At 66.4% G+C, this 25,982-nt stretch carries 24 protein-coding genes; 9 read left to right on the forward strand and 15 right to left on the reverse strand.

The annotated features are described in order from the left end of the window. Positions 1 to 34: 34 nt before the first annotated feature. From tssM to DXK93_RS14065, 3 genes are read left to right on the forward strand one after another with little or no spacing between them, the layout of a single operon-like run. Positions 35 to 3,739, forward strand: coding sequence for a type VI secretion system membrane subunit TssM (tssM, locus tag DXK93_RS14055; RefSeq protein ID WP_054452329.1), 3,705 nt, complete (start codon positions 35 to 37; stop codon positions 3,737 to 3,739). Further along, entirely contained in the window at positions 3,736 to 4,719 is a 984-nt protein-coding gene (gene tagF / locus DXK93_RS14060) for a type VI secretion system-associated protein TagF (protein WP_054452055.1), read from the forward strand. Before tssM ends, tagF begins: the two co-directional genes overlap by 4 nt. A gap of 2 nt (positions 4,720 to 4,721) precedes the next feature. Next, positions 4,722 to 5,516: an OmpA family protein gene (locus tag DXK93_RS14065; protein ID WP_119450364.1), complete on the forward strand. Its 795-nt coding sequence runs from the start codon at positions 4,722 to 4,724 to the stop codon at positions 5,514 to 5,516. A gap of 57 nt (positions 5,517 to 5,573) precedes the next feature. Here DXK93_RS14065 and tssA read toward each other — a convergent pair whose 3' ends face one another. Then, positions 5,574 to 6,674 carry a type VI secretion system protein TssA gene (gene tssA, locus DXK93_RS14070; protein WP_119450486.1) on the reverse strand — a complete coding sequence of 367 codons (1,101 nt, stop codon included), beginning with the start codon at positions 6,672 to 6,674 and terminating at the stop codon, positions 5,574 to 5,576. Positions 6,675 to 6,846: 172 nt separating this feature from the next. Between tssA and DXK93_RS14075 the strand changes: the two genes are divergently transcribed. Continuing rightward, positions 6,847 to 7,098 (forward strand): hypothetical protein, encoded by a 252-nt coding sequence (locus tag DXK93_RS14075; RefSeq protein WP_054452057.1) that lies wholly within the window; start codon positions 6,847 to 6,849, stop codon positions 7,096 to 7,098. Between the two features lie 36 nt (positions 7,099 to 7,134). Then, positions 7,135 to 7,404 carry a PAAR domain-containing protein gene (locus DXK93_RS14080; RefSeq protein ID WP_042795237.1) on the forward strand — a complete coding sequence of 90 codons (270 nt, stop codon included), beginning with the start codon at positions 7,135 to 7,137 and terminating at the stop codon, positions 7,402 to 7,404. Here the strand turns inward: DXK93_RS14080 and DXK93_RS14085 are convergent. Next, on the reverse strand, positions 7,401 to 7,847 hold the full coding sequence (locus tag DXK93_RS14085; protein ID WP_225590388.1) for a hypothetical protein: 447 nt from the start codon (positions 7,845 to 7,847) through the stop codon (positions 7,401 to 7,403). The genes DXK93_RS14080 and DXK93_RS14085 overlap by 4 nt on opposite strands. A 181-nt stretch (positions 7,848 to 8,028) precedes the next feature. Between DXK93_RS14085 and DXK93_RS14090 the strand changes: the two genes are divergently transcribed. Continuing rightward, entirely contained in the window at positions 8,029 to 9,420 is a 1,392-nt protein-coding gene (locus DXK93_RS14090) for a tetratricopeptide repeat protein (protein ID WP_233564550.1), read from the forward strand. 56 nt (positions 9,421 to 9,476) lie between these two features. Continuing rightward, complete coding sequence (locus DXK93_RS32135) at positions 9,477 to 9,641, forward strand: hypothetical protein (protein ID WP_166738255.1); 165 nt, start codon at positions 9,477 to 9,479, stop codon at positions 9,639 to 9,641. A 12-nt stretch (positions 9,642 to 9,653) separates the two neighbouring features. Here DXK93_RS32135 and DXK93_RS14095 read toward each other — a convergent pair whose 3' ends face one another. Further along, positions 9,654 to 10,406: a 5'-methylthioadenosine/adenosylhomocysteine nucleosidase gene (locus tag DXK93_RS14095; RefSeq protein ID WP_054452337.1), complete on the reverse strand. Its 753-nt coding sequence runs from the start codon at positions 10,404 to 10,406 to the stop codon at positions 9,654 to 9,656. 341 nt (positions 10,407 to 10,747) lie between these two features. Between DXK93_RS14095 and DXK93_RS14100 the strand changes: the two genes are divergently transcribed. Then, entirely contained in the window at positions 10,748 to 11,788 is a 1,041-nt protein-coding gene (locus tag DXK93_RS14100) for a DUF2235 domain-containing protein (RefSeq protein WP_119450365.1), read from the forward strand. Positions 11,789 to 11,985: 197 nt separating this feature from the next. After that, on the forward strand, positions 11,986 to 13,752 hold the full coding sequence (locus tag DXK93_RS14105) for a diguanylate cyclase (protein ID WP_119450366.1): 1,767 nt from the start codon (positions 11,986 to 11,988) through the stop codon (positions 13,750 to 13,752). 291 nt (positions 13,753 to 14,043) lie between these two features. Here DXK93_RS14105 and DXK93_RS14110 read toward each other — a convergent pair whose 3' ends face one another. From DXK93_RS14110 to DXK93_RS14165, 12 genes are all read right to left on the reverse strand, one after another. Further along, the gene (locus tag DXK93_RS14110; protein ID WP_054452060.1) at positions 14,044 to 15,348 is read right to left on the reverse strand and encodes an ABC transporter substrate-binding protein; all 1,305 of its coding nucleotides are present in this window, start codon (positions 15,346 to 15,348) and stop codon (positions 14,044 to 14,046) included. A 36-nt stretch (positions 15,349 to 15,384) separates the two neighbouring features. Next, positions 15,385 to 16,509: a zinc-dependent alcohol dehydrogenase family protein gene (locus DXK93_RS14115; RefSeq protein ID WP_119450367.1), complete on the reverse strand. Its 1,125-nt coding sequence runs from the start codon at positions 16,507 to 16,509 to the stop codon at positions 15,385 to 15,387. A 57-nt stretch (positions 16,510 to 16,566) separates the two neighbouring features. Beyond that, positions 16,567 to 17,319: a glucose 1-dehydrogenase gene (locus DXK93_RS14120; protein ID WP_054452062.1), complete on the reverse strand. Its 753-nt coding sequence runs from the start codon at positions 17,317 to 17,319 to the stop codon at positions 16,567 to 16,569. A gap of 25 nt (positions 17,320 to 17,344) precedes the next feature. Then, positions 17,345 to 18,781: an aldehyde dehydrogenase family protein gene (locus DXK93_RS14125; RefSeq protein WP_119450368.1), complete on the reverse strand. Its 1,437-nt coding sequence runs from the start codon at positions 18,779 to 18,781 to the stop codon at positions 17,345 to 17,347. A 17-nt stretch (positions 18,782 to 18,798) separates the two neighbouring features. Then, positions 18,799 to 19,455: an ABC transporter ATP-binding protein gene (locus tag DXK93_RS14130; RefSeq protein ID WP_119450369.1), complete on the reverse strand. Its 657-nt coding sequence runs from the start codon at positions 19,453 to 19,455 to the stop codon at positions 18,799 to 18,801. 4 nt (positions 19,456 to 19,459) lie between these two features. Then, positions 19,460 to 20,200 (reverse strand): ABC transporter ATP-binding protein, encoded by a 741-nt coding sequence (locus DXK93_RS14135; RefSeq protein ID WP_054452065.1) that lies wholly within the window; start codon positions 20,198 to 20,200, stop codon positions 19,460 to 19,462. Between the two features lie 2 nt (positions 20,201 to 20,202). Continuing rightward, the gene (locus DXK93_RS14140) at positions 20,203 to 21,183 is read right to left on the reverse strand and encodes a branched-chain amino acid ABC transporter permease (protein ID WP_054452066.1); all 981 of its coding nucleotides are present in this window, start codon (positions 21,181 to 21,183) and stop codon (positions 20,203 to 20,205) included. Further along, positions 21,183 to 22,088, reverse strand: coding sequence for a branched-chain amino acid ABC transporter permease (locus DXK93_RS14145; RefSeq protein WP_054452067.1), 906 nt, complete (start codon positions 22,086 to 22,088; stop codon positions 21,183 to 21,185). The genes DXK93_RS14140 and DXK93_RS14145 overlap by 1 nt, the downstream gene beginning before the upstream one ends. Positions 22,089 to 22,403: 315 nt before the next feature. Continuing rightward, a complete protein-coding gene (locus tag DXK93_RS14150; protein ID WP_082400813.1) occupies positions 22,404 to 22,943 on the reverse strand; it encodes an electron transporter SenC in 540 nt (179 codons plus the stop codon). Then, the gene (locus DXK93_RS14155; protein ID WP_119450370.1) at positions 22,940 to 24,316 is read right to left on the reverse strand and encodes a GldG family protein; all 1,377 of its coding nucleotides are present in this window, start codon (positions 24,314 to 24,316) and stop codon (positions 22,940 to 22,942) included. The genes DXK93_RS14150 and DXK93_RS14155 overlap by 4 nt, the downstream gene beginning before the upstream one ends. Continuing rightward, a complete protein-coding gene (locus tag DXK93_RS14160) occupies positions 24,313 to 25,026 on the reverse strand; it encodes an ABC transporter permease (protein ID WP_119450371.1) in 714 nt (237 codons plus the stop codon). Before DXK93_RS14160 ends, DXK93_RS14155 begins: the two co-directional genes overlap by 4 nt. Beyond that, entirely contained in the window at positions 25,023 to 25,982 is a 960-nt protein-coding gene (locus DXK93_RS14165) for an ABC transporter ATP-binding protein (RefSeq protein WP_054452071.1), read from the reverse strand. The genes DXK93_RS14160 and DXK93_RS14165 overlap by 4 nt, the downstream gene beginning before the upstream one ends.

Below are 25,982 nucleotides of genomic sequence, written 5' to 3' on the forward strand. Positions count from 1 at the left end.
GTCCTCGCGCGCGCTGGCCAATCCGCGCACCTTCATGGCGCTCGGGCTGCTGGCCCTGGTGGTCTTCCTGTTCCTGTTCGCCGACACGGTGGAGATCGGCCTGGTCTGGGCGGGCATCGCCCTGGGCGTATGCGTGCTGCTGTGGCTGTGCGCCTATCTGTGGCGCCGGCGGCGTACCCGCAAGGCCAACAAGAACCTGGGCGACATGCTGGAGCAGCAGGTGCAGACGGGCGCCGCCGCCAACCGCAACGACGTGGAAGCGCTGCGCACGCGGCTGACCCAGGCGGTGCGCACCATCAAGACCTCGAAGATCGGCCAGACCTCGGGCAACGAGGCCCTGTACGAGCTGCCCTGGTACATCGTCATCGGCAACCCCGCGGCCGGCAAGAGCAGCGCCGTGATCAATTCCGGCCTGCAGTTCCCCTTTGCGGACAAGAACGGCGCGGCGGTCCGCGGCGTGGGCGGCACGCGCAACTGCGACTGGTTCTTCACCACCGAAGGCATCCTGCTGGACACCGCCGGACGCTACTCGGTGCATGAAGAGGACCGCAACGAATGGATGGGCTTCCTGGACCTGCTCAAGCGGCACCGTCCCAAGGCGCCCATCAACGGCATCATCGTGGCCGCCAGCATCGACGAGCTGACGGGCGCGGGTCCGGAGTTCGCGATCAACCTGGCCAAGAACCTGCGCCAGCGCGTGCAGGAGCTGACCGACCGCCTGGAAGTGTTCGCGCCGGTCTACATCATCTTCACCAAGGCCGACCTGATCTCGGGCTTCAGCGAGTTCTTCTCCGACAGCGACCAGAGCGAGCGCGACCGTGTCTGGGGCGCGACCCTGCCCTACGGCGCCGAGGAAAACCGCGACGTGCTGGCGCTGTTCGACAGCCGCTTCGACGAACTGTATGAAGGCCTGAAGGAAATGGGCACGGCGCAGATCTCCCTGCGCAACAGTCGCGACCTGCCGCCAGGCCTGCTGACGTTCCCGCTGGAATTCGCCGGCATCAAGCCGGCGCTGCGCACGTTCCTGTCCACGCTGTTCGAGACCAATCCGTTCCAGTACAAACCGGTGTTCCGCGGCTTCTACTTCACCAGCGCGCTGCAGGAAGGCATCACGCAAAGCACTTCCACCGAGCGCCTGGCCGAACGCTTCGAACTGCGTCCCGCCGCGCGCGCGCAGTCGCGCAGCGTCACCTCCAACAATGGCTTCTTCCTGCGCGACCTGTTCTCCAGCGTGATCTTCGCGGACAAGAAACTGGTGCGCCAGCACGCCAGTCCCGCCAAGACGCGCATGCGCTACCTGGCCTTCTTCGGCCTGGTGCTGGCGCTGGGGCTGGTACTGGGCGGCTGGAGCTGGTCCTACCTGGGCAACCGGCAACTGGCGCAGAACGTGCAAGCCGACCTGGACAAGGTGGTGCGCCTGCAAAGCGAGCGCACCGACCTGCAAAGCAGGCTCGAAGCAATGGAAATCCTGCAGGACCGCATCGAACAGCTGGATCGCTATTCCTCCAGCCGTCCGTGGTCCCTGGGGCTGGGCCTGTACCAGGGCGATGTGCTGAAGGAGCGGTTGCTGGCCGAGTACTACAACGGCGCGCGCCAGTTCATGCTGACGCCGGTGAAGGCCAGCCTGGAAGACTTCCTGGCCAAGGTCGACACTTCCGCCGCAGCAGCCAGCGGCAACGCGCCGCAACCGGCGCCGCAGCAGGCCCGCGCCGCGCACGCGGGCAATGGCGACACGCTGTTCCAGGACGCCTCGCCCACCAACGCGGACGACGCCTACAACGCGCTCAAGACCTACCTGATGATGGCCAACCATCAGCACGTGGACCCCACGCACCTGTCCGACCAGATCACGCGCTTCTGGCGCGGCTGGCTGGAAACCAACCGCGGCGCCATGCCGCGCGACCAGTTGATCCGCAGCGCCGAGCGGCTGATTTCGTTCTATGTCGGCCGCGCGCAGGACGAAGGCTGGCCGCAGATCGACACCAATCTGGCGCTGGTCGAAAAGACCCGCGGCAGCCTGCGCGCCGTGATGCAGGGCATGCCGGCGCGCGAACGCGCCTATGCCACGCTCAAGGCGCGCGCCGCGACGCGCTTCCAGGCCATGACGGTGGCGCGCATCGTGGGCGAGAACGACGCGGGCGTGGTCGCCGGCAGCTACGCCATCCCCGGCACGTTCACGCGCGAAGCCTGGGAACAGTACATTCAGCCCGCCATTGGTGAGGCCGCCAAGAAGGAAGTGCAGACCAGCGACTGGGTGCTGGGCGTGAACGCGCGCGACGACCTGACGCTGGAAGGCAGCCCGGAGCAGATCCAGAAAAGCCTGGCGACGATGTACAAGACCGAGTACGCCGAGGAGTGGCAGAAATTCCTGCGCGGCGTGACGATCAAGCCCTTCACCAGCTTCGAGCAATCGGTGGGCGCGATGAACCGCCTGGGCGATCCGCAGACCTCGCCCATCGCCAAGCTCATCAATACCACCTATGAGCAAACCTCCTGGGACAACCCTTCGCTGATCAACGCCGGGCTGCAGCAGGCCCAGAGCGGCGTGGTCGGCTGGTTCAAGCGCGTCATCCTGCGCCAGACGCCGCCGTCCGCCGCGCCCGCCACCGCCGCCAATGGCGAGGCGATTCCAATGGGTCCGGTGGGACGCGAATTCTCCGACGTGGCGCGCCTGGTGGTCACGCGCGACAACCAGTCGCTGCTGGGCAACTACATGGGCGCGCTGTCCAAGATCCGCACCCGCTTCAACCTGCTGAACAACCAGGGCGATCCCGGCCCCGGCGCGCTGACGCTGATGCGCCAGACGCTGGAAGGCAAGGACTCGGAACTGGCCGACGCGCTGAAGCTGGTGGACGAGCAGATGCTGGCAGGCATGTCGGCGACGCAACGCGAGACCCTGCGCCCGTTGCTGGTGCGCCCGCTGATCCAGGCCTACGCCGTGACCATGCAGCCGGCGGAATCCGAGTTGAACAAGGTCTGGAACGCGCAGGTCTACCGCCCGTTCAACCAGACCCTGGCGGAGAAGTACCCCTTTGCCAGCCGCGCCAGCGTCGAAGCCAGCAGCGATGAGATCGGCCAGGTGTTCGGCCCGCAGGGCAGCATCGCCAAGTACGTCAACGACACGCTGGGTCCGCTGACGGTGCGCCGCGGCGACATCCTCACGGCACGCACCTGGGGCGACATGGGCGTGAGCCTGCAGCCCACCTTCACGGCCAATTTCGCGCAGTGGGTGGCGCCGCTCTCGGGAGGCGCGGCCGGCAGCGGCGCGGCCAGCCAGCCGCAGACGCTGTTCCAGATCCAGCCCAAGCCCGCGGCCGGCGTGACCGAGTACACCATCGAGATCGACGGCCAGCAGCTGCGCTACCGCAATACCCCGCCGCAGTGGGTCAATTTCGTGTGGCCCAACGCCCAGGGCGCCCCCGGCGCGCGCATCACCGCCACCACCTTCGACGGCAGCGTGGTCGAGATCGTCAACGAACCCGGCCGCTTCGGCCTGGAACGCCTGATCTCCACGGCCCAGCGCACCGCCAACGCCGACGGCAGCTTCAACATGAGTTGGGGCAAATCCAACGTGACGGTGCCGGTGAAGCTGCGCATCATCAGCAACGCCCAGGCGCCCGGCGCCGGCGGCAGCGAGCCCGGCGGCAGCCAGGGCCTGCGCAACCTGCGCCTGCCCTCGTCCGTGATCGGCGCCTCTCCCGAATCCTCCGCCCAGACGCAACCCGGAGCGCCGCAATGAGCAGCCCGCAGTCCCCCTTGTTCCGCACGGCCTACTTCGGCAAGATTCCCAGCCGCGGTGATTTCGTGAAGAACACTTCACATCCGCAGCTGATGGCCACGCTGGATGCCTGGGTCGCCAGCACCATGGAGATGTTGGCGCAGGAACCGCACTGGAAGGCGCTTTACGACGAAGCCGAGCCCATGCCGTTCGCCATCCTGGGGTCGCGCGGCAAACTGGCCATCGCGGGGCATCTGCAGCCCAGCCAGGACCTGTCGGGCCGCCGCTACCCTTTCCTTTCCGCCACCTCGGTGGAAGTGCAGAAGCCGTTGGCCTTCATTGCCCGCAGCCCCATTGCCTTCAGCCGCATGTGGAACCGCATGAGCGGCGCCGCTGCCCTGCTGATGCAGGACGGCGATCCCGCCTCGGCGCTGCAAACGCTCAACGAACTGGAAGGCGAAATCCGCACAGCGGCCGACGACGGCTTCGACGCCTTCGTCGACCTGCAGACCGTGGAGCGGCTGGAGGCGATGCTGCGCGGCAACGGCCACGCCGCGCGCGTGCACGACATCATCCTGGCGCTGGGCATCCTGCTGGAGCCGGTGATGTCCAGCGGCTCCTCGCAGCTGGACAAGGGACTGTCGCTGCCGCTGCCGGACGATCCGCTCTACATCAACCTGGTGGCCGCCTATTGGATGACGCTGATCTCGCCCTTCCTGTCGCGCGCGGACTTCGAGATCACCCTCTTCATCGGCCGCATCGCCGGCAAGCACCGGCTGGCCGTGGATTTCCGCGGCGCCTCGCCGCAGACGCTGGCCAGCCTGCTGTCCACGCCGCAGGCGTATGCCGAACAGCACATCGTGCTGGAGGACGCGCCCTGGGTCCGCAACCACGTATCGGCCAGCCACGGCCTGGCCAAGCTGTCCAGCTATCTGGACCAGCCGCGCCTGTCCTTGCGCCTGGCGCTCGACACCTTTCTTGAAGTCTTTACCGGAGCCTGACCATGCGCCTTTCCTTCATGCTCATGGCGGCGCTGTATGCCTGCACGGCCGCAGCCCAGGACGCGGCCACGGTGGTGCCCGCCAACGTCATCCCCCAGCCCGGCCAGGTCGTGGCCAGCGGCGCCGTGCCGGACGAAGCCGCCAAGGCCGATGTGCTGGCCCGGCTGCAGCAGGTGTATGGCGTGGGCAACGTGATCGACCAGATCGATGTGGGCGGCGTGGTCGCGCCGCCGAACTGGTCGGAGCACGTCGGCAAGCTCATCGGCCAGCCATTGAAACAGATCAACCGCGGCCAGCTGGAGATCGACGGCACCCAGATCCGCCTGCGCGGCGAGGTGCAGAATGAAGCCTCGCGCCAGCAGATCGCCAGCGCCTTCGCGACCTCGCTCAATCCCACCTACAAGATCGTCAACGGCCTGCGCGTATCCGCCAGCAAGGACGAACAGGGCTTGCTGGACCAGGTACTGACCAACCGTGTGGTGGAATTCGAGACCGGCAGCGCCACGCTCACCGCGCGCGGCCGCGAGCTGCTGGACAAGGTGGCGGACGTGGTGCCCAAGCTGCATAGCGACAAGGTGCAGATCATCGGCCACACCGACAGCTCCGGCAGCCGCAGCACCAACCTGGCGCTGAGCCAGGCGCGCGCCGATGCCGTCAAAACCTACCTGGTGGACAAGGGCCTGCCGCCCGCGCGCTTTGAGACGCTGGGCGCGGGGCCTGACCAGCCGGTCGCCACCAACGCCACGGCCGAAGGCCGCGCCAAGAACCGCCGCATCGAGTTCCGCGCCAGCCGCTAGGCGCCTGGCGCTTGGCCGGCCCGCGCGGGCCGGCTTGTGCAAACAGTGACTTTGCGTTCAGCCGTTGTGGTCCGGCGGCTTGGGCACGCCCAGCAGCTCTTCCAGGCCGGACAGCGCATCGCCGTTCTTGAGGACGGTGCGCAGCCACAGGTGCAGCGACATCTCGCCCCAGCTGGCGGCCTTGTCGGCCAGATAGGCCACGGGGCTGTGAGGCTCGGTGCGGCGGAAGAACTCCGCCACTTCGCGCAGCTGCGCCAGCGCCTGCTCGCGCGTTTGCAGCGGGCCGCGCGCGGCTGCGGGCGCGGCGGAAACAGGGTCGGCAGCGGACAAGGTCGGCTCCATCCGGGCAGCTGCGGGCGCAGCGGTGGGAGCGGCCGGCGCCGCGGTATCCGCGCGCACCAGCAGCCCGGCGTCGCGGGCGAAGCGGCGGGTCAGCTCGGTCACGTCGCGCAGCGCGTCGCGCACCGGCGAGAAGGCCGGGCCCTCGTCGCCCAGGCGTTGCGCCAGGGTCTGTTCCAGCGTATCCAGCGCCGCGAAGCAGCTTTGCAGATTGCCTTCCAGTTCGGAATAGAAAGCGGGCGGCGTGTCGCGCCGCGCCGCGTCGAACTGGTCCAGCGTGAGCTTGCCGCGCGTGATCTCGGCCGCGTTCTGTGGCGCGCGCTTGACCGCGTTGGCCAGTTGCGAGGCGCTGTCCCACAGCGCCGCGCCATAGCGCCCGCCCTCCGACTGGGTCAGCGGCAGCTCGCGGATCAGCTGTTGCGAGCGTGCCAGCAGCCAGGCCAGGTTGCCCACGCGCTGCTGCACGTCGCCCTCGTCCGGAACGGGATGCAGGCCGTCCCAGTAGTGGCGGCACAGGCCGTCCACCAGCAGATAGCCGTCGCGCAGGCCGGCGAAGCCGCGCGTCTTGGCCCAGGCCTCGGCCAGCCAGGCGGCCACGCGCACGTCCTTGCTCTGTTCGCGCAGCACCGTGGTGCAAATGCGGATGACTTCCGGCCAGTCGGCCTCCTTGATGTCGATAACCCAGTCGCCCTGGTCCAGGTTCGGATCATCGTGGCGGCGGGCTTCGCGGATGGCGTCAAATTCGGCTGAAAACACCATGTCGACGCCGCAGGGCGCCTCGCCCACAATGGGCTGCAGCAATGTGTCGATATCGCTCATATAGATCTGGTCGGATGGCAGGATCGCGGCCGCCGGGCCAGCGGCGGGCAGCGACAAGAGGACCGATCCTCCCATATCTGTAACGACGGCACGTTTGAAGATGACACGTCCTATTACAAAACGCATCACGGACCCTGGATATCATGCGGGTTCCCCAGGACAAGGATGCGCGATGAACAAGTCATTCCACATGATGCCCGACGGCCGCTTCATCATTGGCAAGCCGCGCCGTTGCCCCGACGGCACCTACGTCGGCGACGGCGGACCCATCACCCGCGCGCCGGATGGCACTTACGTTGCCGGCAAGCCGCAGCGCGCGCCTGACGGCCGCTATCTGGGCGGCGACGGTCCGGTGCGCATGGCGCCCGACGGCAGCTTCGTCACCGGCACGCCGCGGCAGGCGCCGGACGGCACCTATCTGTAAGCACACATAACCAAACTGACAGGGCAACAGGCAGCCATGGCGCAGCTATCGGTGATACGCAAGGGCGACCGCACCTCGCATGGCGGAGTGGTCGTCACGGGCGACGAAACAGTAATGATCTTCGGCCAGCCCATGGCCCGGCTGGGCGACCGCGTCACCTGCCCCAAGTGCAGCGGCACGCATACCATCGTCGAAGGCGCGGCCGCCGTCAGTTCGGACCGACGCACCGCGCTGGAAGGCATGAAGACATCCTGCGGCGCCACGCTGATCGCAAGCCAGCAGTTCTACCGGCTGGAGCAGGGCTAGACCCCGGACCGCGCAAGCAGGCGCCTCAATCCCAGGCGCAGCGCCAGCACGGCGAACGCAATAGGCAGCACCATGCGCCACTGCGCCACGAACAATTCCATCGTGGCCTCGCCAGGCGCCCAGGTGTTGCCGAACACCTGGGCCTCGGGCGGCGCCAGATAGAGCGCAACCAGCGCGGCGGCCAACGTCGCCGCGGCCCGCCATGCGGCCGAACGGCGCACCCGCGCCGCGCGCTCGGCCAGCGCCAGCGCCAGCAGGCCGGCCAGCCCCGCCAAGGCGGCATCGACGTAGAAGTCGAACGGCCCGTACATGAACGGCGCATCCGGAATCATCCAGCCGTAGGCATCGGTCTTCAGCACTGAAGTCAGGCAAGCGCCGAACAGCGCCGCCGCAGCAGAGAGCAGCAGGAAATCACAGAACCGCAGGAAGAATTTCGGCATCATGGAACGGGAATGCGCCGCGTGCGGCGGCGGGGTGCGGGCGCAAGAATGCCACAGGAGGAATCCCGCTGCATCCGATACGCACCGTCCGGCGCGATTGCTCGCCAGGCAGCGACGCGCCGCGTTCTCTGAGAGAATGCCGCCTGTCTCTCAGGCTCCACCGCTCAGACCTCAAGCAGCACCCATGACGCTTCCGCAATCCAGGCTGTACCCGTTGCTGTTGTCCGGCGCGCTCGCGCTTGCCCTGGCGGCTTTGCCGGCATATGCCTCCGCCGGCTCGTCCTCCCGGAAAGCCGCCACCCGCAACACGCCCGCGACGCCGCCCCAAGGCATGCCGCAGTACGGCAAGGGTGAACATGGCCGCTACCTGATCCTGAGGCTGGACAACAGCCGCGGCGGCGGCATCGCTCCCAATACGCCATACCGCCTGTTCCTGACAGGCGAGGACAAGGCCATCGAGGGTACGCCCGACCACGACGGCATCGTGCACGGCGTCACCGACGCGCTGGGCCGCAGCGCCTGGATCTGGACCCGCGAGGCGCATTCCGCCGAAGACTTCACCTTGATCCGGCGCATAGGGAGCGGCGCCTGGGGCAGTGTTTTCCAGCTGCAGAGCGGCGGGGATAATGGTCCGCTGGGGGGGTGGCCTTACATCACCACCATGCATGTGCGCTGGGGTGAGCAATGGGTAGACCTTGGGTACAGCACCGCGCAGGGCAATACCGCCTACTTCAGCCACGCCCGGCCGGCGGCCTCCCTTTCGATCTCGGTCGAGGCCAATGCGGCAGAGAACCGCCGCTGCTTCGACGAGCTGGACGCCATCAACCGCAAGTTCAGCCAGGGCGATGCCGAGGGCGCGCTGCAACTGGTGGATACCGCCGCCTGCGGCGCAGAGCCGCAGCAACAGCTGGACATGGCCAACCTGCTGCTGATGGCCGGCCGCGCCGACCTGGCGCGCCTATGGCTGGAACGCGCCCGCTCAGGATCCGAGCCCGTGGATCATGACGTGCTGCGCGCAAGATTCAAGCTGGAACGCCTGCTGGGCCTGCCCGCCCTGGCGCTGGAAGACGCGCTGGAATTGCAGCGGCGCCAGGCCGACGTCCCCCTGCGGGACGATCCCGACTGGGCCAACAGCATCGCCTACTATCTGGCGGATTTTCCCGACTACCTGGCGCAAGCCGAGGCGCAAGCGCACAAATCGATAGCCACGGCCGGCGCCCTTCCCTACAACCTGGGAACGCTGGGCTGGATCCTCGTCCTGAGGGGCGAGGTCGACGGCGGGCTGGACCTGCTGAAGCAGTCCTACCGCGAGATTCCGCGCGACGAGGAAATCGTGGCCGATTACGGCCTGGCGCTGTGGCGCCACGGCCAAAAAGGCCTGGCCACTGGGCTTTGGAAACAAGCCGAGGCCCAATGCGTGTGGGGCGGGCGCATGTACGACGCGCTGCGCGAGGCCGGTCATCCGCACCCCTACTTCCAGGCCGCGAATTCCCGAGCGGTGCAGGCCTATCAGCAGCGCTGCGCGGCGCCGCAGACCAAACGCAAGATCAGGACTGGCGCTGCCGTCAAAGCGTAAAATAACGAAGACAGACCAGCAGCGCCCCGCAGCAGCGGTACGCGCAGGAGACCACCATGAAATCCGCCCTGATCCGCTTGCTTACTCTCATGGCCACGGCCCTGGTCCTGGCCGGTTGCGCGCAGGGCAATGGCGGCCCGCCCCATCCCGGCGCGGTCAATCCCTACAGCCAGGGCGGCTTCCACGACGCCGGCCCCAACTACCCCGACACCGGCCGCTGACCAGCGCCGGCCTCAGGCTTCCCGCAGCGCGCCCGACTTCAGCAGGGGCGCCAGGATGCCGGCGGTGTAGACCCGCGCCAGGTTCACCAGGAAGTCAGTGAAGTCCGCCTTCGCGGCATGATCGGCCTGATCCGAAATCACCCTCAGCACAGCGAAGGGCACGCCGAATTCGTAGCAGACCTGCGCCATCGCCCCGCCTTCCATTTCCAGGCAGAGCGCATCGGGCAGGCGCTGGCGTAGCTGGTGCGCATAGTCATTGCTGTTGACGAAGACGTCGCCGGTGGCGATGAGCCCATGGTGCACCCGCGGCGGCTGTCCGCCTGGTCCCACCGGCAAGCCGCCCTGGCGCACGAACTGTCCCGCGCTTTCCAGCAGCCGTTCGCTCAGGACCGGATCCGCATCGAAGCGTTCGCGCCCCAACAGGGGAATCTCATGCTGTCCAAACAGCGGGCGCGCGTCCATGTCGTGCTGCATCAACGCACTGGCCACGACCACATCGCCCACCGCCACATCCTCATGCAAGCCGCCCGCCAGTCCGGTGAAGACCACCCGCGACGCCTTGAACTCCTGGATCACGATGGATGCCGTCGCAGCCGCGGCCACCTTGCCAATCCGGCTCAACGCAATCACGCAAGGCGTGCCCCACAAGGTGCCGACGTGGAAGTCGCGCATGGCAATGCGGTGAATGGCGGCGCCCGGATCCATCGCCGCCAGCAGGTCGGCGATCTCTTCGTGCAAGGCGCCCAATATGGCTAAACGTCCCATGTACATCTACTCGGTTGATACGCGGCCCGCGGCCGCCCTGCCCCGCAACATACTCCATGCCCGGCGCGGCCGCCAACGCGTGCGGGCCTCCCCGCGCTTGCCTGGAGGATTGCTACTTTTGATGTAGTGAAGTTTTCCTCCTGCGCCCGCGCCGCCGTGCGAACCCAGACAACGCGCTGGATTGCGACCAATTAGCTAGTCAAAAAAGCGGTGTACGTCCATGCAGCAGGGAAACCATGCACCCGGCGGCGTCCGAACGCCGTGCTAGCTTACCGTCGCGCACGACGCGGACCATGCCAGCAAACAGATTCATTGCAAGACTCAATCTGTGGAGAACGATCATGGTGAAGAATCTGGCCGTATTCTTCGACGGGACCTGGAACGAACCCAATGACCGCACCAACGTCTACGAACTCTACAAGGCGGCGCCCGAGACCTCCACGCAGGAGACGTTCTATATCGAAGGCGTAGGCACGCAGGGCCAGGGCCTGTGGGCGGCCATCGACAAGTTCGCCGGCGGCGCCTTTGGGGCAGGACTGTCGGCCAATATCCGCACGGGCTACCGCTGGCTTTGCCAGCGCTACCAACCGCGCGACCGCATCTTCCTGTTCGGGTTCAGCCGTGGCGCCTACTCCGCCCGCAGCCTGGCCGGCATGGTGCGCAAATGCGGCCTGCTGAACGATCCCTCCGACAACAACGTGGAGCAAGCCTATGCGCTCTACCGCGACGACTGCATCCCCTCCTCGCTGGAAGCCGCGACCTTCCGCGTGAATTTCTCGCGCGAGACCGACGTGCATTTCGTCGGCGTCTGGGACACGGTCGGCAGCCTGGGCATACCGGTAGGCGGCATCCCTTTTCCGGGTTTCTCCAGGTTCTACAACTTCCACGACACCGAACTCAGCAACCACGTCCATCACGCCTATCACGCCATCGCCACCAACGAATTCCGCGAACCGTATGCGCCTACCCTGTGGACCCGGCTGGCTGACTCCGAGCCGCGTCCAGCCGACCATCCGGTCGAGCAGCGCTGGTTCATCGGCGCCCATTCGGACGTCGGCGGCGGCTACCGGGACGGCAGCCTGCAGACGCTGCCCGCCTCGTGGCTGCAGGAGAAAGCGCGCCAGGTCGGCCTGGAGGCCGGACTGGCGCAACGCGTCGCCACGGACTACGACCAATGCGAGCCGCACGACTCCTACCGCGAGTTCACGGAGAAGGTGCTGATCCATGTAAAAAAACGCCCAAGGCTGTGGGATGGCGCAACCGTGCTCAATCTGACGGTGGACGACCAACTTCTGAAGCGGTTCGGGCGCAGCCTGGATTTCCTGAAGGAGTATCCCGACTTCAAGGACGCGCTGGAAAAGCTGCCCGTCGCGCGGCCATGATGGGCCCGCCGCGCGGCTTGGAAGAAGCCATGAAAGCGCTCGCAATAGAGTGATGCAATGCGCTGGCAAATGAGACTTTACGACTTAAAGCGATACAAACTTCGTTCCGTCGGACTGTGGCGGGAAAACCATGCATTGGGCGGCCCATTTCAAGTAACCTCCGGCCACCAGTCATTGTTCCGAGCCGATGTTTACGCATGTTCCGCAATGTCTTTGCTCTCAAATCCCTTGAAAGGTATTTCCTGACACTGGCAGCCGGCGTAGCGCTGCCGGTCTCCATGCTGACCGTGATCGTGGTGCAGCAGAACTGGCGGTCGCTGGCCGCCACCGACGACGCCATGCGGGGCTTCATCGTAGTCCGCACGACCCTGATGACGATGGAAGCGGTATCCGCCGAACGCGGCCCAATGAACTCGGCGCTGGGCTCCGACCTGCCGGTCCCCGAAAACATCCTGCGCGCGCTGGCCGAAGCCCGCCAGCGCACCAATGCGCAAGTCGCCGACCTGCTTGCGCTCTACCGCGCACCTCTCAATCCCAACGGCGCCCGCGAATTCACCAACATCCAGCGCATCCGCGAGTCCCTGTTGAACGCCCGCGCCAGCGCCGACGCGGCCATCGCCGCGCCCCGCGCCAACACGTCCGGCCACAACCTGTGGACAGTGGTCGGCGACATGGTGGCGGTGGTTCCCGAACTGCGCGCCGCGATGTCCGACGGCATCGGCCTGGTCGCCCGGAACCAGGGCGAAGACTTCGACCTGCTGTCCCTGGCGCTGCTGGCCGGCGAACTGCGCGAACAGGCGGGACTGGTCGGCTCCACGTTCGCGCCGGCCCTCAGCAAGCGCCGCACGCTGACCGCCAGCGATCAGCTGAGGATAGAACGCGTGATCGGCCGCATCGACGAACTGCGCGCCCTGATCGACGCCAACATCGCCAGCATGCCGCGATACGCATCCTCCCTCGCCTACCGCGAACTGCAGCAGCAGTACTTCGGCGATGGCATGAGCTACCTCGACAGCGTGCGCGCCATTGCCGAACGGGCGCCGGAGGAGTCATTGGTGTCGATGTACGAACTCGGCGCGAACTATGTGCCGCGCATGAAGTCCATCGTCCGGTTTCGCGACCTGATGCTCAACGAAGTGGAGCGGCGCATCGGAGAAAACCGCCAGGCCGCGATCCGCGTGCTGCTGACCACCCTGGCAGCCGCGGCGATGCTCACGGCCGCGTTGATAATCGGCCTGACCATGTTCCGCAAGCGCGTCATCCGGCCTTTCGTCCGCGCCACCAACATCATCGGCGCGATCGCGAAGGGCGGCGATGTGCCACCCATTCCCGCCGACCAGTACCGGGGCGAAGTCAACGGCATGTTCAAGGCGCTGAACGTGCTCAACGACAACGCCACCGCCGTGCGTAAGCTGGAACTCGAACGCGACCGCCTGATTCAAGACCTCGCCATCATGGCCGAAACGGATTTCCTGACCGGCCTGCTGAACCGCCGCGCCTTCGAAAAGCGCCTGGAAGCTTCGCTGGACGATATCCGCAACGATCCGCAGAGCGGTCTGGGCTTCATCCTGTTCGACATCGACCACTTCAAGTCCATCAATGACACGCACGGCCACGCTACAGGCGACGAAGCGCTGAAGACCGTGGCCGATCTGTGCCGCAAGACCTTCCGCGAATCCGACGTGGTCGCGCGCGTGGGCGGCGAAGAGTTCGCGGTGCTGTGCCGCAGCCGCAACCCCGACCGCGTCCGGGACATCGCGGAACGCATGCGGCTGAGCATCGCGCAAACGCGGCTCAGTGCCGGCGCAGGCGCCAGCTTCAGCATGACCGCCAGTTTCGGCGTGGCCCACGCCCGCGGCAGCGATACGGCAGCGCTGGAAAACCTGTCGCGCCGCGCCGACGAATTGCTATATAAGGCCAAGCTGACCGGCCGCAACTGCGTGCTGCTCGAACAGATGGCCTGACGCGCGGGCGAGCCTCCCCCGTTTGGCAGCAGCGGCACTACGCCGGGGAATGCACGACTATGGCTAGTCATTCTTGAAGAACAGCGTTCCGCGGGATTCGAGCAGACGCCGCATGTTCTCCAAGTTGTCCTGACTGAACCCGCGCCCGAACCTCTCGCCATCGTCTTCCGGACCGTGACCTTCATGTCCACCTTGGTTGGCGCGCACGAGTTGACATGCGTACTGGAGCCATCGTGAAAAAAAAACCCCGGCGGTTTCCCGCCGGGGCCATGCCAGCTCACACCTGCTTGCTCAGTTCGAATACACCTTGATCTGATCGCTCTTCAGCACATCGGGCGTCAGGCTCTTGTCGATCCATTCCATGGACGTGTCCGACACGCCCGGAGTCACCAATTCAGCCGGGACGATGGTGATATCGGCCAGCACCTTGAACGGATACTTGTCGCTCTTCTTCGTCACACCGAACAACTGCGCTTCCAGGCCCTGGCCGTCGGCGCGCTGCATCTTCACCTCGCGGCCGTAGCCCTTGAAGGTCACGTCATGCATTGCCGCAGCCACCTGCTCGGGGCTGGGCCAGGCGCCGGCGTTATCCTTGATCGCCTTCTCGTAGCCCGCCTTCAGGCCCTGGATCGCTTGCACCATGTGATAGACCGAATAGATGGGATAGGCGCCGGTCTTGTCGTGGAACTTCTTCACGAATGCCTGGTGCTGGGGATCGTCCTTGGTTTCCGGATGCAGGAAGTAGTGGTCGCCACGCGCGCCGACATACACGCCTTCCGGCAAGGCATTGCCCAGGCGCTCAAGCGAGCTTTCGGCCAACGACAGCACGAAAGTCGAGTTCTTGAAGAGGTTGCGCTGCGAAGCCTGGCGCACGAAGTTGTCCAGGTCGCCGCCCCACGAAGTGGAAACGATGACGTCCGGGCGCAAAGCCTGCAGACGGCTGATCTCGGTGGAGAAGTCGGCCGCGCCGAACTTGGGGAACATCTCGGCCACGACCTTGACGTCTGGCTTGAACTTCTTCAGTGCGGCCAGGAAGATGTCGCGCGAATCCCGGCCCCAGGCATAGTCCTGGTTGACGATGGCGATGGTCTTGAAGTCGGGTTTGACCTTCATCAGGTACAGCACCTGGGCGACCATTTCGGTGGTGGCGTTGGCCTGGGTACGCACCACGTACTTGTACTTCTTGCCTTCCAGCGCCTTCTCGGTGCCGCAGTCCCACAGCACGTTCAGCACCTTCAGGTCTTCAGCCACCGGCGCGACGATGTTGCAATGGCCGCTGGAGATAGCCGACAGCATGACGCGCGTGCCGCCCTCGGCCAGGCGGCGGTATTCAGACAGCAGCTTTTCGCCGCCGCCGCCTTCGTCGATGTAGCTGGGCACCAGCTTCACGCCGTCGATCCCGCCGTTGGCGTTGATGTCCTGGATCAGGATCTCTGCCGCATCGCGGGCCGGCACGCCGAACACGGACGCCGACCCAGACAGATAGGTCGAGATGCCGATGTTCAGTTCCTTGGGCTTGTCCGCCGCGCTTGCCAGCGCCGCCGCGCCCGACAGCAGGGTGGCGCCCAGCAGCGCCGCCAATCTAGAAGTCTTCATGGTCTTGTCTCCAGTGTTGGTATCGGGTCTATGCCCTTAGAAAACGATGGCGTCGCGCAGGCTGCCGCCGGTTGCGAGGTGATCGAACCCCTCGTTGATCTGGTCCAGCGAAAACGATTTACCCATCATGCGGTCGACCGGTAGCCGGCCCGCTTTGTACAGGTCGATGTAGCGGCTGATGTCGATGGCCGGCACGCCGGAGCCCAGGTAGCTACCCCGGATCTCGCGCTCTTCGCCCACCATCTGCGACAAGGACAGAGGAAAACTGAATTTGGGGTTGGGCAGGCCCGACGTCACGGTGGCGCCGCCACGGCGGGTCAGCTTGTAGGCGGTCTCGAACGCGGGCACCGCGCCGGCCATGTCAAAGCCATAATCCACCCGGCCGCCGGCCAGGTCATAGAGATCGTCATCGGATTTCACCTGCCTGGGATTGACGACGTGCGTCGCGCCCAGCTCCCTGGCCAGGGCAAGCTTTTCGTCGCTGAGGTCTATCGCCACGACGCGGCGCGCACCGGCGGCCACAGCAGCCAGCAGGGCGCTCAGCCCCACGCCGCCCAGGCCGACGATGGCGGCAGTATCGCCCGCCTTGATGCGGGCCCGGTTCAGCACCGCACCCGCGCCCGTCAGCACGGCGCAGCCGAACAGCGCTGCCTCGCGATGGCTGAGTTCGACGTTCACCTTGACGCAGGAACGGCGCGACACCACGGCATACTCCGCGAAGCAGGACACGCCGGTGTGATGGTTGATATATTCGTCACCGATGTGCAGGCGGCGCTCGCCGCCCAGCAATGTGCCCTTGGTGTTGGCCGCGGCGCCCGGTTCGCACAAGGCCGGCCGGCCTTCCATGCAGGGATTGCAGCAGCCGCAGCTGGGTACGAACACCATGGCCACATGGTCGCCTGGCTTCAGATCGGTTACGCCGGGGCCGGTTTCCACGACCTCGCCGGACGACTCATGGCCCAGCACGATAGGGACGCCGCGGGGCCGGTCGCCATTGATGACCGACAGGTCGGAATGGCATAGTCCGGCTGCCTTGATGCGCACCAGCACCTCGCCCGTGCCGGGCCGGTCCAGTTCGATCTCGGCAATGCTCAATGGCCGGGTCTGGGCATAGGGGCCTTCCACCCCCACTTCCCTCAACAGCGCCGCTCTGATTTTCATACGCCAGTCACTCACAAAAAGTAAGGAGAAGCGCCCGGACAGGCCGGGCGCGGCACGTCAGACCGTGCGGCCGCCGTCCACCGGGAACTCGACGCCGGTGATGAACTCGGCGGCGTCGCTGGCCAGGAACAGCGCTGCCGCCGCCACGTCCGAAGGCTGGCAGAAGCGGCCCAGCGGAATGGTCGACACGAACTTGGCGCGGTTCTCGGGCGTGTCGGGCAGGCCCATGAACAGTTCGAACATGCCGGTGATGCCCATCACCGGGCAGATGGCGTTGACGCGGATGCCGTCGGGTCCCAGCTCCACCGCCATGGACTTCGACAGCACGTTGACCGCGCCTTTGGACGCGTTGTACCAGCTGAGGCCCGGACGCGGCCGGATGCCGGCGGTCGAGCCCACGTTCAGGATCACGCCGCGCTTCTGCTTGCGCATGACGGGCACCACGGCCTGCGCCATGTGGTAGATGGACTTCACGTTGATGTCGAACATGCGGTCGAACATGGCCTCGTCCACGTCCAGCATGGGTTGGTTCTTGTGGGTGATGGCGGCGTTGTTGACCACGATGTCTACGGCGCCAAACTTGTCCAGGCAGGTCCGCACCGTGTTGTCGATATCGGCGCGGCTGGACACGTCGGCCTTCACTGCCAAGGCGGCGGCGCCGACTTCGGCTGCCACGCGGTCGGCGGCCTCCTTGTTGATGTCGGCAATGACGACGCGGGCGCCTTCCTTGGCGTACAGCTTGACGATGCCTTCGCCGAAACCGCTGCCTCCGCCCGTGACGATGGCGACCTTGCCTTGCAACTGACTCATTGTTTGTCTCCGGATGGTGTGGCGATCATTCGCCGTAGTATTGGATCAGCGTCTTGGTCGTGCTCATTTCTTCCAGCGCGATGAAGCCCTTCTCGCGGCCGTGCCCGCTTTTCTTCACCCCGCCAAACGGCAGCTCCACGCCGCCGCCCGCGCCAAAGCCGTTGATGTAGACCTGGCCGCACTTGATGCCGCGCGCCACGCGTTGCTGGCGTCCGCCGTTTTCGGTCCAGACCGCGCCCAGCAGGCCGTATTCCGTTGCATTGGCCAGACGGATGGCATCGGCCTCGGTGTCGAACGGCAGTGCCACCAGCACCGGCCCGAAGATCTCCTGCGTCAGCAGGTCGCTGTCATGCGTCGCAGCGCTGAAGAGCGTCGGCTTGACGAAGTAGCCGCCCTCCGGCACGCCGTCGGCGATGGCGCCCTCAGCCATCACCTTCAATCCGTCCGCCAGGCCCTTCGCGATATAGCGATTTACGCGGTCGTACTGCGCCTTGTTGACTACCGGACCGCAGGTCAGGTCCATGTCGGGCGTACCCGCGCGCACCTTGGAGAACTCCTCGGCCAACGCCTTCATGAAATCGGCGTAGATGCCCTTCTGCACCAGCAGGCGGCTGCCGGCAGTGCAGGTCTGGCCTGCGTTGTGGACAATGCCCTTGACGATGGCCGGAATGGCCAGCTTGTAGCGAGCATCGTCGAACACGATATGCGCCGACTTGCCGCCCAGTTCCAGCACGCACTTGACTGCGTTGACGGCGGCAGCCTGCTGGATCAGAACGCCGACTTCGTTGGAGCCCGTGAATGTGATGAAGTTGATGTCGGGATGGCGCGACAGGCTGGCGCCGGCCTCTTCGCCCAGGCCCGTCACGATGTTCAACGCACCGGCCGGGAAACCGACTTCCAGCGCCAGTTCGGCCACGCGGATGATGGACAGGCAGGCGTCTTCGGCCGGCTTGACCACGCTGGCGTTGCCCATGGCGAGCGCGGGCGCCACACTGCGGCCGAACATCTGCGCCGGATAGTTCCAGGGAATGATGTGGGCCGTGACGCCCAGCGGCTCGCGGATCAGCTGGACCGAGTAGTCCTTCTGGAAGGGAATGGTCTGGCCATGCACCTTGTCGGCCGCGCCGCCGTAGAACTCGAAGTAGCGCGCCAGCACAGTGATGTCGGCGCGCGCCGTGGACATGGGCTTGCCGGTGTCGCGCGATTCCAGCTGCGCCAGTTCCTCGTGATGCGCCAGCACGCTCTCCCCCAGGCGCAGCAGCAGCCGCCCGCGCTCCAGCGCGGTCATGCCGCCCCACTCGCCGTCCAGCGCTGCGCGCGCCGCCCGCACCGCCGCGTCCACGTCGGCCTGCTGGCCGCGCGGAATGGTGGTAAATACCTTGCCGTCTACCGGCGAAACCACCTCGATGCTGCGGCCGTCGGCGGCATCGACCTGGCGGCCGTTGATGATCATCTGCGTCATGGAATGTCTCCGTGGAATCAGTTCAGCGTGATCGAGCCGCGCTCGATCGTCCATATCTGGTCGGGGATGGCGCCGAGCAACTTGACGTTGGACTCGGTGATCACCACGCACAAGTCGGGCTGCAGCTCTTTCAGCCGCGCCAGCGCTTCGGTGTAGTCGCGCGCAAGCTTGGGCGCGAGGCCCTGGAAGGGTTCGTCCAGCATCAAGAGGCGCGTGCCCACCATGACGGCGCGCGCCAGCGCCACCATCTTGCCTTGCCCCCCGGACAGCGCTGAGCCGGAGCGTTGCAGCATGGGCTCCAGTTGCGGCACGACCTTCAGCACCGTGGCGACGCGCGCCTCGATCTCGGCCTTGGGCTGGCCTTGCACTTCGCAAGGAAGGTGCAGGTTCTGCTCCACGGTCATGGTCGGGAAGATCACCCGGTCCTCGGGCGCATAGCCCACCTTCAGGGCCGCGCGCCGATGGCCGGGCAACGCGGTCAAGTCGGTGCCGTCGAAGGAGATCTTCCCGGACTTGAGCCGCGTCAGGCCCATGATGGTGCGCAAGAGCGTGGTCTTGCCCGCGCCGTTGCGGCCGACGATGCCGATGGTCTTGGAGGCTTCGAAATTGGCGCTGACGTCCCGCAGGATGCGGTTTCCGGCCAGGTCTACGTTGACGCCCGATAGGTTCAGCATGTTCTCAGGCCCCCAGCACTTCGCTTTTGATCTGCGCGTTGTTCAAGACTTCATCGGGCGTGCCGTCCGCGGCCACCTTGCCCGAGATCCAGGCCGCCACCCGCGTGGCATAGCGCGACACGATGTCCACGTCGTGCTCGACGAACCAGCTGGTCACGCGCCGCTCATCCAGCGCATGCATCACGGTTTCCATCAGGCCGAACTTGTCCTCGGATGCGACGCCGCTGGTGGGCTCGTCCATGATCAGAAGCTTGGGCCGCAAGGCCAGCGCCATGGCCACGTCCAGCAGCTTGCGCTTGCCTTCGGGCAGCCCGATGGAGATCTCCTCGGCCTCGGGCAGCAGGCCTACCAGATCCAGCGTGGCATCGACTTCCTTTTCGTCGATGGTGCTTTCCAGCGAACGGAACCAGCTCAGCTCCTTGTTGCGCCGTGCCGCGGCGATCTGCACGCACTGGCGCACAGTGTGCTCGGTGAACAGCTGCGGCAGCTGGAACGAGCGGCCCAGGCCCAGCCGCACGATCTTGCGCGGCGCCATCGCCGTGACGTCGCGGCCATCGAAATAGACCTTGCCCTTGGACGGCGCCAGATAGCCCGTGCAGATGTTGATGAAGGTGGTCTTGCCCGCGCCGTTCTGCCCGATCACGGCCAGGCGCTCGCCCTCGTGTAGCTCGAAATTGATGTTGTCGGCGGCCACCACGCCGCCGAAGGCCAGGTACAGGTCTTTGGTTTGAATGAGGGGTTTCATTTTCAGTTCCTCACCGGGATCCGGGCTGGGGCCTGCGCGCGGGTCTGCTCGCGCCGCTGCGCTGCCGCGCGTTTCATGATCTGCCCGACGAAGCCGGTGGGAAACATGAAGATCACCAGGATCAGGGTCAGGCCCAGCAGGAACTGCCAAAGGCCCGGGAAGTAGGCGGCCGAGATCAGCTTCACGGATTCGAATCCCACTGCGCCCAGGAAAGCGCCCGCCGCATGGCCGGCGCCGCCCAGGATGGTGATGAAGACGAATTCGCCCGAGCGCAGCCAGGAGCCGATTTCCGGTGTGACCAGTCCTTGCATCAGCGCCAGGATGGCGCCCGAGAAACCGACCACCACGGCCGACAGCAGGTAGCCCTTCCACATGATGAAGTAGGCGGAAAAGCCGAGATACTCCAGGCGCGTTTCGTTGGTCTTGATCGCCGACAGGGCCTGGCCGCTGCCGGATCGGAAATAGCGCTGCACCCACCACGCCAGGACGAGGGAGAGGACCAGCGTCAGCACCAGCAGCGCACGCTCGAACGATTCCCGCTCCATGACGAAGCCCGCCATCGCCGGCCGCACGATGCGCAAGCCGTCGGAGCCGCCCGTCAAGGTGTAGAGCTTGCCCAGAAGCGCGAACAGCACCATGCTCAGGGCGAGGTTGAGCATGCCGAAGAAGATGCCGCGGTAGCGCACCACGAACAGGCCGATGACCACCGCCGCGAGGAAGCTGGCCAGCACGCCGGCCAGGATCAGCGTCAACGCGTCCGCGCCTGGCACGGCGCGCGCCAGGAAGGCCACCGTGTAGGCCGAGATGCAGGAGTACATCGCGTGGCCGAAGGAAATCTGCCCGGCGCGGGCCATCACCGATACGCCCAGCGCCGCGATGGCGTAGGTCAGCCCGATGACGATGGGCGTGATGGTCCAGGAATACGTGTAGCCAAGGAATAGCGTAAGCAGCGCGGCCAGCAGGCTGAGGACGGGAACTTTCATCAGATCGTCCTCGCTTGCGCCACGGTGAACAGGCCATGCGGCCGGATGATGAGCACCAGCACCATGATGATGTACGGCACTGCCACCTCGAGTTCCGGCGCGGCATAGACGGCGATGGCGCGGATCACGCCGATCAGCAGCGCCGCGATCAGTGCGCCCGTGATTTGGCCGAGGCCGGCGGTGGCGACCACCGCGAACGACAGCACGGTCATGTCGGTGCCCGCGCCCGGCACCAGCGAAGTGGTCGGCGCTGCCATGGCGCCGCCCAGCGCGCCCAGAATGGTGGCTATCACGAAGGTGACGTAGCCGATCTTCTTGGCGTTGATGCCCAGCGAGGTCGCGACCTCGCGGTTGTGCGTGGTGGCCACGGTCTGCTTGCCCAGCTTGGTGTGGCGCAGGAAGAATTCCAGGCACACGTAGGCCAGCAGCGCGGTCGCCGGAACCACCACCAGTTGATAAGTGGTGTAGGTGATGTCGCCGATCTCGATGTTGCCCAGCCTGTTGACCACTTCGCTGGCGCTGTAGGGTTGCGCGCCCCACAGCATGCGCTGGATGTCCTCCAGCATGAGGAAGGCGCCAAACGTGAGCAGCAGCTTCAGGATGGGATCGTAGTTCTGGGCGCGACGGATCAGCAGGAACTCCATGATGCTGCCCAGCGCCAGCCCGACCGCGACGGCGGCCACGAACAGCGCCGCGAACAGCAGGATGGGAGAGTCCGTCTTGGGCGCCAGGAACATGACGAAGCTGGCGGCGGCATAGCCCCCGAACGCGTAGAAGGCCCCATGGGCGACGTTCAGGATGCCCATCACGCCAAACACCAGGGTTAACCCCATTGATACCAGGAACAGCAGACTGGCGTACGCCACGCCGTCCACCAAGGCGAGAGGCAGTAGATCCAAGGTCAAGCGTTTTCTCCCAAAGCGCTGTGCACCTGCCGCGCCCGCGAATCCGTTGCCCTGCAACATCGATCGCAAGCCTGGCTGTGCGGGCCGTCGCCCTGGCGCGCGCGGCGCGCCCATGTCTCGTTATCAACCTTTCCGAGTCCGCCCCGCGATGCACCGCGGACAGGCCGGAAGGCCCTTTTCCGGCTGGTTTCCCTGCATTCTTCCGATGCCGTCGAAACCCGCCTGTTAATGGCTTTGAAGTATAGGTATGCGCCTTTTCAGCGACTATTTATCTTTGTGCAAGCCCGGCTTCGCGGACGATAGAGTGCCGCGTATTCAAGGAGCTGCAGCCGCCATAGCGGCCAGCGGCGCGCGGGTCTGGTAGTCGGGGATGATGCGTATCGTCTGTTCCCCGGGCACCTGCACATAACGGCCTAGTCCATCGGGTGCCAGCGCGCCTACTTCCAGGCTCGCCAGCGTGCCACCGGACGCGTCCAGGACGTCGATACGCAGTTGCGGCGGCGCCAGGCCATAGGGCTGGTCCGGCTGCGGGGCCAGCACGCGGTCGCTGCGGGCCTGCGAAAACAGCGCCACGAACTCCCCGGCATCGAAACCGCCAGCTGTCGCCGCTGATTCCGCTGCCCAGCCTTGCGCGCCGCGCCGCAGCCTCAGCGTGCCGTCGGGCGCGGTCAGGACCACCTGTACGGCATCGGCCGGGCTCCAGGCATAGAGCCGCGCGGGCTTGCCGGAGTCGTCGTGCAGATGGGTATGGCCGCCACGGCGCTGCGGCGACTCGGTTGCCTCCCGCCATTGCCATAGCGACAGGCCGATGCCTGCGGCCAGGAGCAGCGACCATCCGGTACGCGCGACGTTCATCGGCGCCTCCACCACATCAGCAGTCCGGCCATCAGCGCCAGCAGGGGCAGGGCCACCGTGCTGGTCCAGAAGACCGCGCGCATCTGGCGGTTGGTCAGCTCGACCCGGCGGTTCTCGTAATGCCGGGGCCGTATCGTCAGCAAGGCGTCCTCGCCCGCCAACAGGGATACCGCGTTGGTGAAGAGCGGGCCGTTGCCGAGGGTGGCGAAATGGCGGTTGGTCGCGAAATCGCTGTCCCCCGCCACCAGCAGCATGGGCAGCGCGGCGCCGTCCGCGCCCTGGGCGTTGCGCGTGGCCAAGGCCATCAGCGCGTAGCGCGCGGCGGACCGGCCGGGCAGCAGCGCCTGGTCGGAGGTCTGCGCCAGCGGCGTCACCACCACCCCGCGGGGCAGGCTGTCGCCTGCGGGTTCCAGGCCGGCCGCGCCAGGGAAGAAGCTCAAGGGCAGGCCGCGCGTCAGCTTGTGCCGCGTGTAATCGCTGACGGCCGGACTGCCGGGATCGTTGCGGTAGTGGCTGGCCGGATCCGCCAGCACGCCCGCCGGACGCGCGATGCCGAAGTCGCCGAGCAAGGCGTCCAGGCCGTGGGCCGAGTCCGGCTCCAGCAGCAGCAGGGTCTTACCGCCCCCGGCCGTCCATTCCCGCAGCGCTTGCGCATCACCCGCGCCGAACGGTGTGCGCGGGCCGGCCGCGACCACCACCGAGCATTGCGGCAGCGCTTGCGCCAGGCTGCCCGCGTTCACGCCGCGCGTAGCGAAGCCCAATGTGCGCAGCGCGTTGCGCGCCATCGCCATGCCATGCTGCTCATGCACCTCGACCCGGGCCACCAGGTTCTCATCGCCGTCATGCTCTTCCAGGTCGTCCAACGAGGTCAGGCTGTCCAACGCGGGTTCGCGATGCCCTTGCGTGAAGCAGACGGTCTGCGCGCCACGTTGGCTGATACGGATCAGCGCATTGGTGAAATCTGTCTCGGTGCCGCCGTTGATCGTCATGCGGCGTTCGCCTGCGGCCAGCACGGCGCTGCCGGCGAACTGGATGCCGGCCTCGCGCGCCTCGGCCGGGCGCAGCGCGGGATCCACGCCGCGCACCTGGATCAGCGGATTGGCGCGCTGGTACTGGCGCAGCAGCTCCAGCGCGTCGACCATGCTTTTGTTGCGCAGGTCGTAGAACCAGGTGACCTCGACGGGCTGGTTGATACGGCGCGCCACCTCGATGCTTTCGGGAGCCAGGCTGTACAGGCGTTGGGCGGTCAGGTCCAGGCGCCCCAGATGGCGCGATGCCCATAGGTTCAGCGCCAGCAGCAGCGCCGCCACGGCCATCACCGGCAGCCATAACGCCAGGCGCTTTATGGCGCGGCGCGGAGCGTCGGGTTTCATCTCAGCCTCCAGCGCTTGAGGTTGACCGCGGCCACCATCAAGGCCAGCAGCGTCAGGCTGGCCAAAGTCAGCGTGGCCGGGCCTGGCAGCACGCCGCGGATGAAGTCCACGTGCTGCGCCGACAGCGACAGGGCCTGGAAGAACGGTGATAGCGCGGGAAAGGCGTCCAGCGCGGCGGGATAGTCGATGAACCACAGCAGCACGAGGAGGCCCCAGGTGGCGCTGGCCGCCACGATCTGATTGGTGCAGGCGCTGGACATCGCGATGCCGATAGCCAGGAACAGCGCGCCGTACAGGAACACGCCGATGTAGCCGCCGACGATGGGCCCATAGTCCGGCTGTCCGTACCAGGCCAGGGGCAGCACCGCGGACGCGGTGCCCGCCAGCATCAGCGCCAGCACGGTCAATCCGGCCGCGTACTTGGCCGCGACCAAGGTGAAGTCCGGCAGCGGCAAGGTCAGCAGCAGCTCCAGCGTGCCCTGCCGCGCTTCTTCCGCGAAGGCCCGCATGCTGACCAGCGGCATCACCAGGATCAGCAGAATGGTCATGTTGTGAAAGGCGGTCACCATCTGCCCCGTGCTGACGAAGAACAGGTTGAAGCTGAACAGATAGCCCGACAGTGCCCAGAACACCGCCACCACCGCCAGCGCCACGGGGGAGCCGAAGTCGGTGCGCAGTTCCTTGCGGTACAGGGCGAGAAAGCTCCTCATGCGCGCCTCCGCAGTTGCGGGTCGTTGGGCGCCAGCGCGGCCAACAGGCGGGCCTCGACGGCGTCGTGCATGGACAGCACCGCGCGCACTTCCGCATGCGCCAGCACGATACGCAGCACGACGTCGCAGCTCGCCTCGCCGCCCTCTTGGCGGTCCCAGCCTATGCGCCATTTGCTATGGTCCGCGTCGACCGGCTCGGCGTCGACGCCCTTGACTCCGGGGCAAGCAAGCAGGGCCGCGCGCAGGGCCGCGTGCCGCGCCTGGGGCAACCTCAGGCTCAGCTGCAGCGCGGCCGGCGTCTCGCCCAGCGCCGCATCCTCCACCAGTCGTCCCTGGCGCAGGATGGCGATGCGGGTGCACAGGGCCTCCACTTCCTGCATTAGATGGCTGCTGAACACCACGGCGCGTCCCTGCGCGCAGCGCCGTATCATGGCGCGCGCTTCGACGATCTGCACCGGATCCAGTCCGTTGGTGGCCTCGTCCAGCAACAGCACGGGCGGGTCGTTCAGCACGGCCTGCGCCAGACCGACGCGCTGGCGCTGTCCCTTGGACAGCCGGCCTATGTTGGACCGCGTCAGGCCCTGCAGATCGAACCCTTCGATGGCCCGCTCTGTCGCCTGGCGCCGGGCGCGCGCGCCGCCCTCGACCTTGACGCCGGCAACGAACTCCAGGTACTGCGACACCGTCAGCGCGTCATACAGCGGCGCGCGCTCGGGCAGATAGCCGATGTCGGCGTTGCCGCGCCCCGCGGCCGGCAGACGGCCGCGGATCGTGATGCGGCCGCTATCGGGCGCGTAGAAGCCCGCCATCAGGCGCAAGGTGGTGGTCTTGCCGCTGCCGTTCGGACCCAGCAGGCCCACGATTTCCCCTGGCCCCACGCTGAGGCTCAGGGAATGCAGGACCTGGCGCGGCCCGAACGACTTGCAGACTTCATGCAAGGCGACTACCGGCTGCAT

This window comes from Achromobacter sp. K91 (assembly GCF_003576205.1).
GTDB lineage: Bacteria > Pseudomonadota > Gammaproteobacteria > Burkholderiales > Burkholderiaceae_B > Achromobacter > Achromobacter aegrifaciens.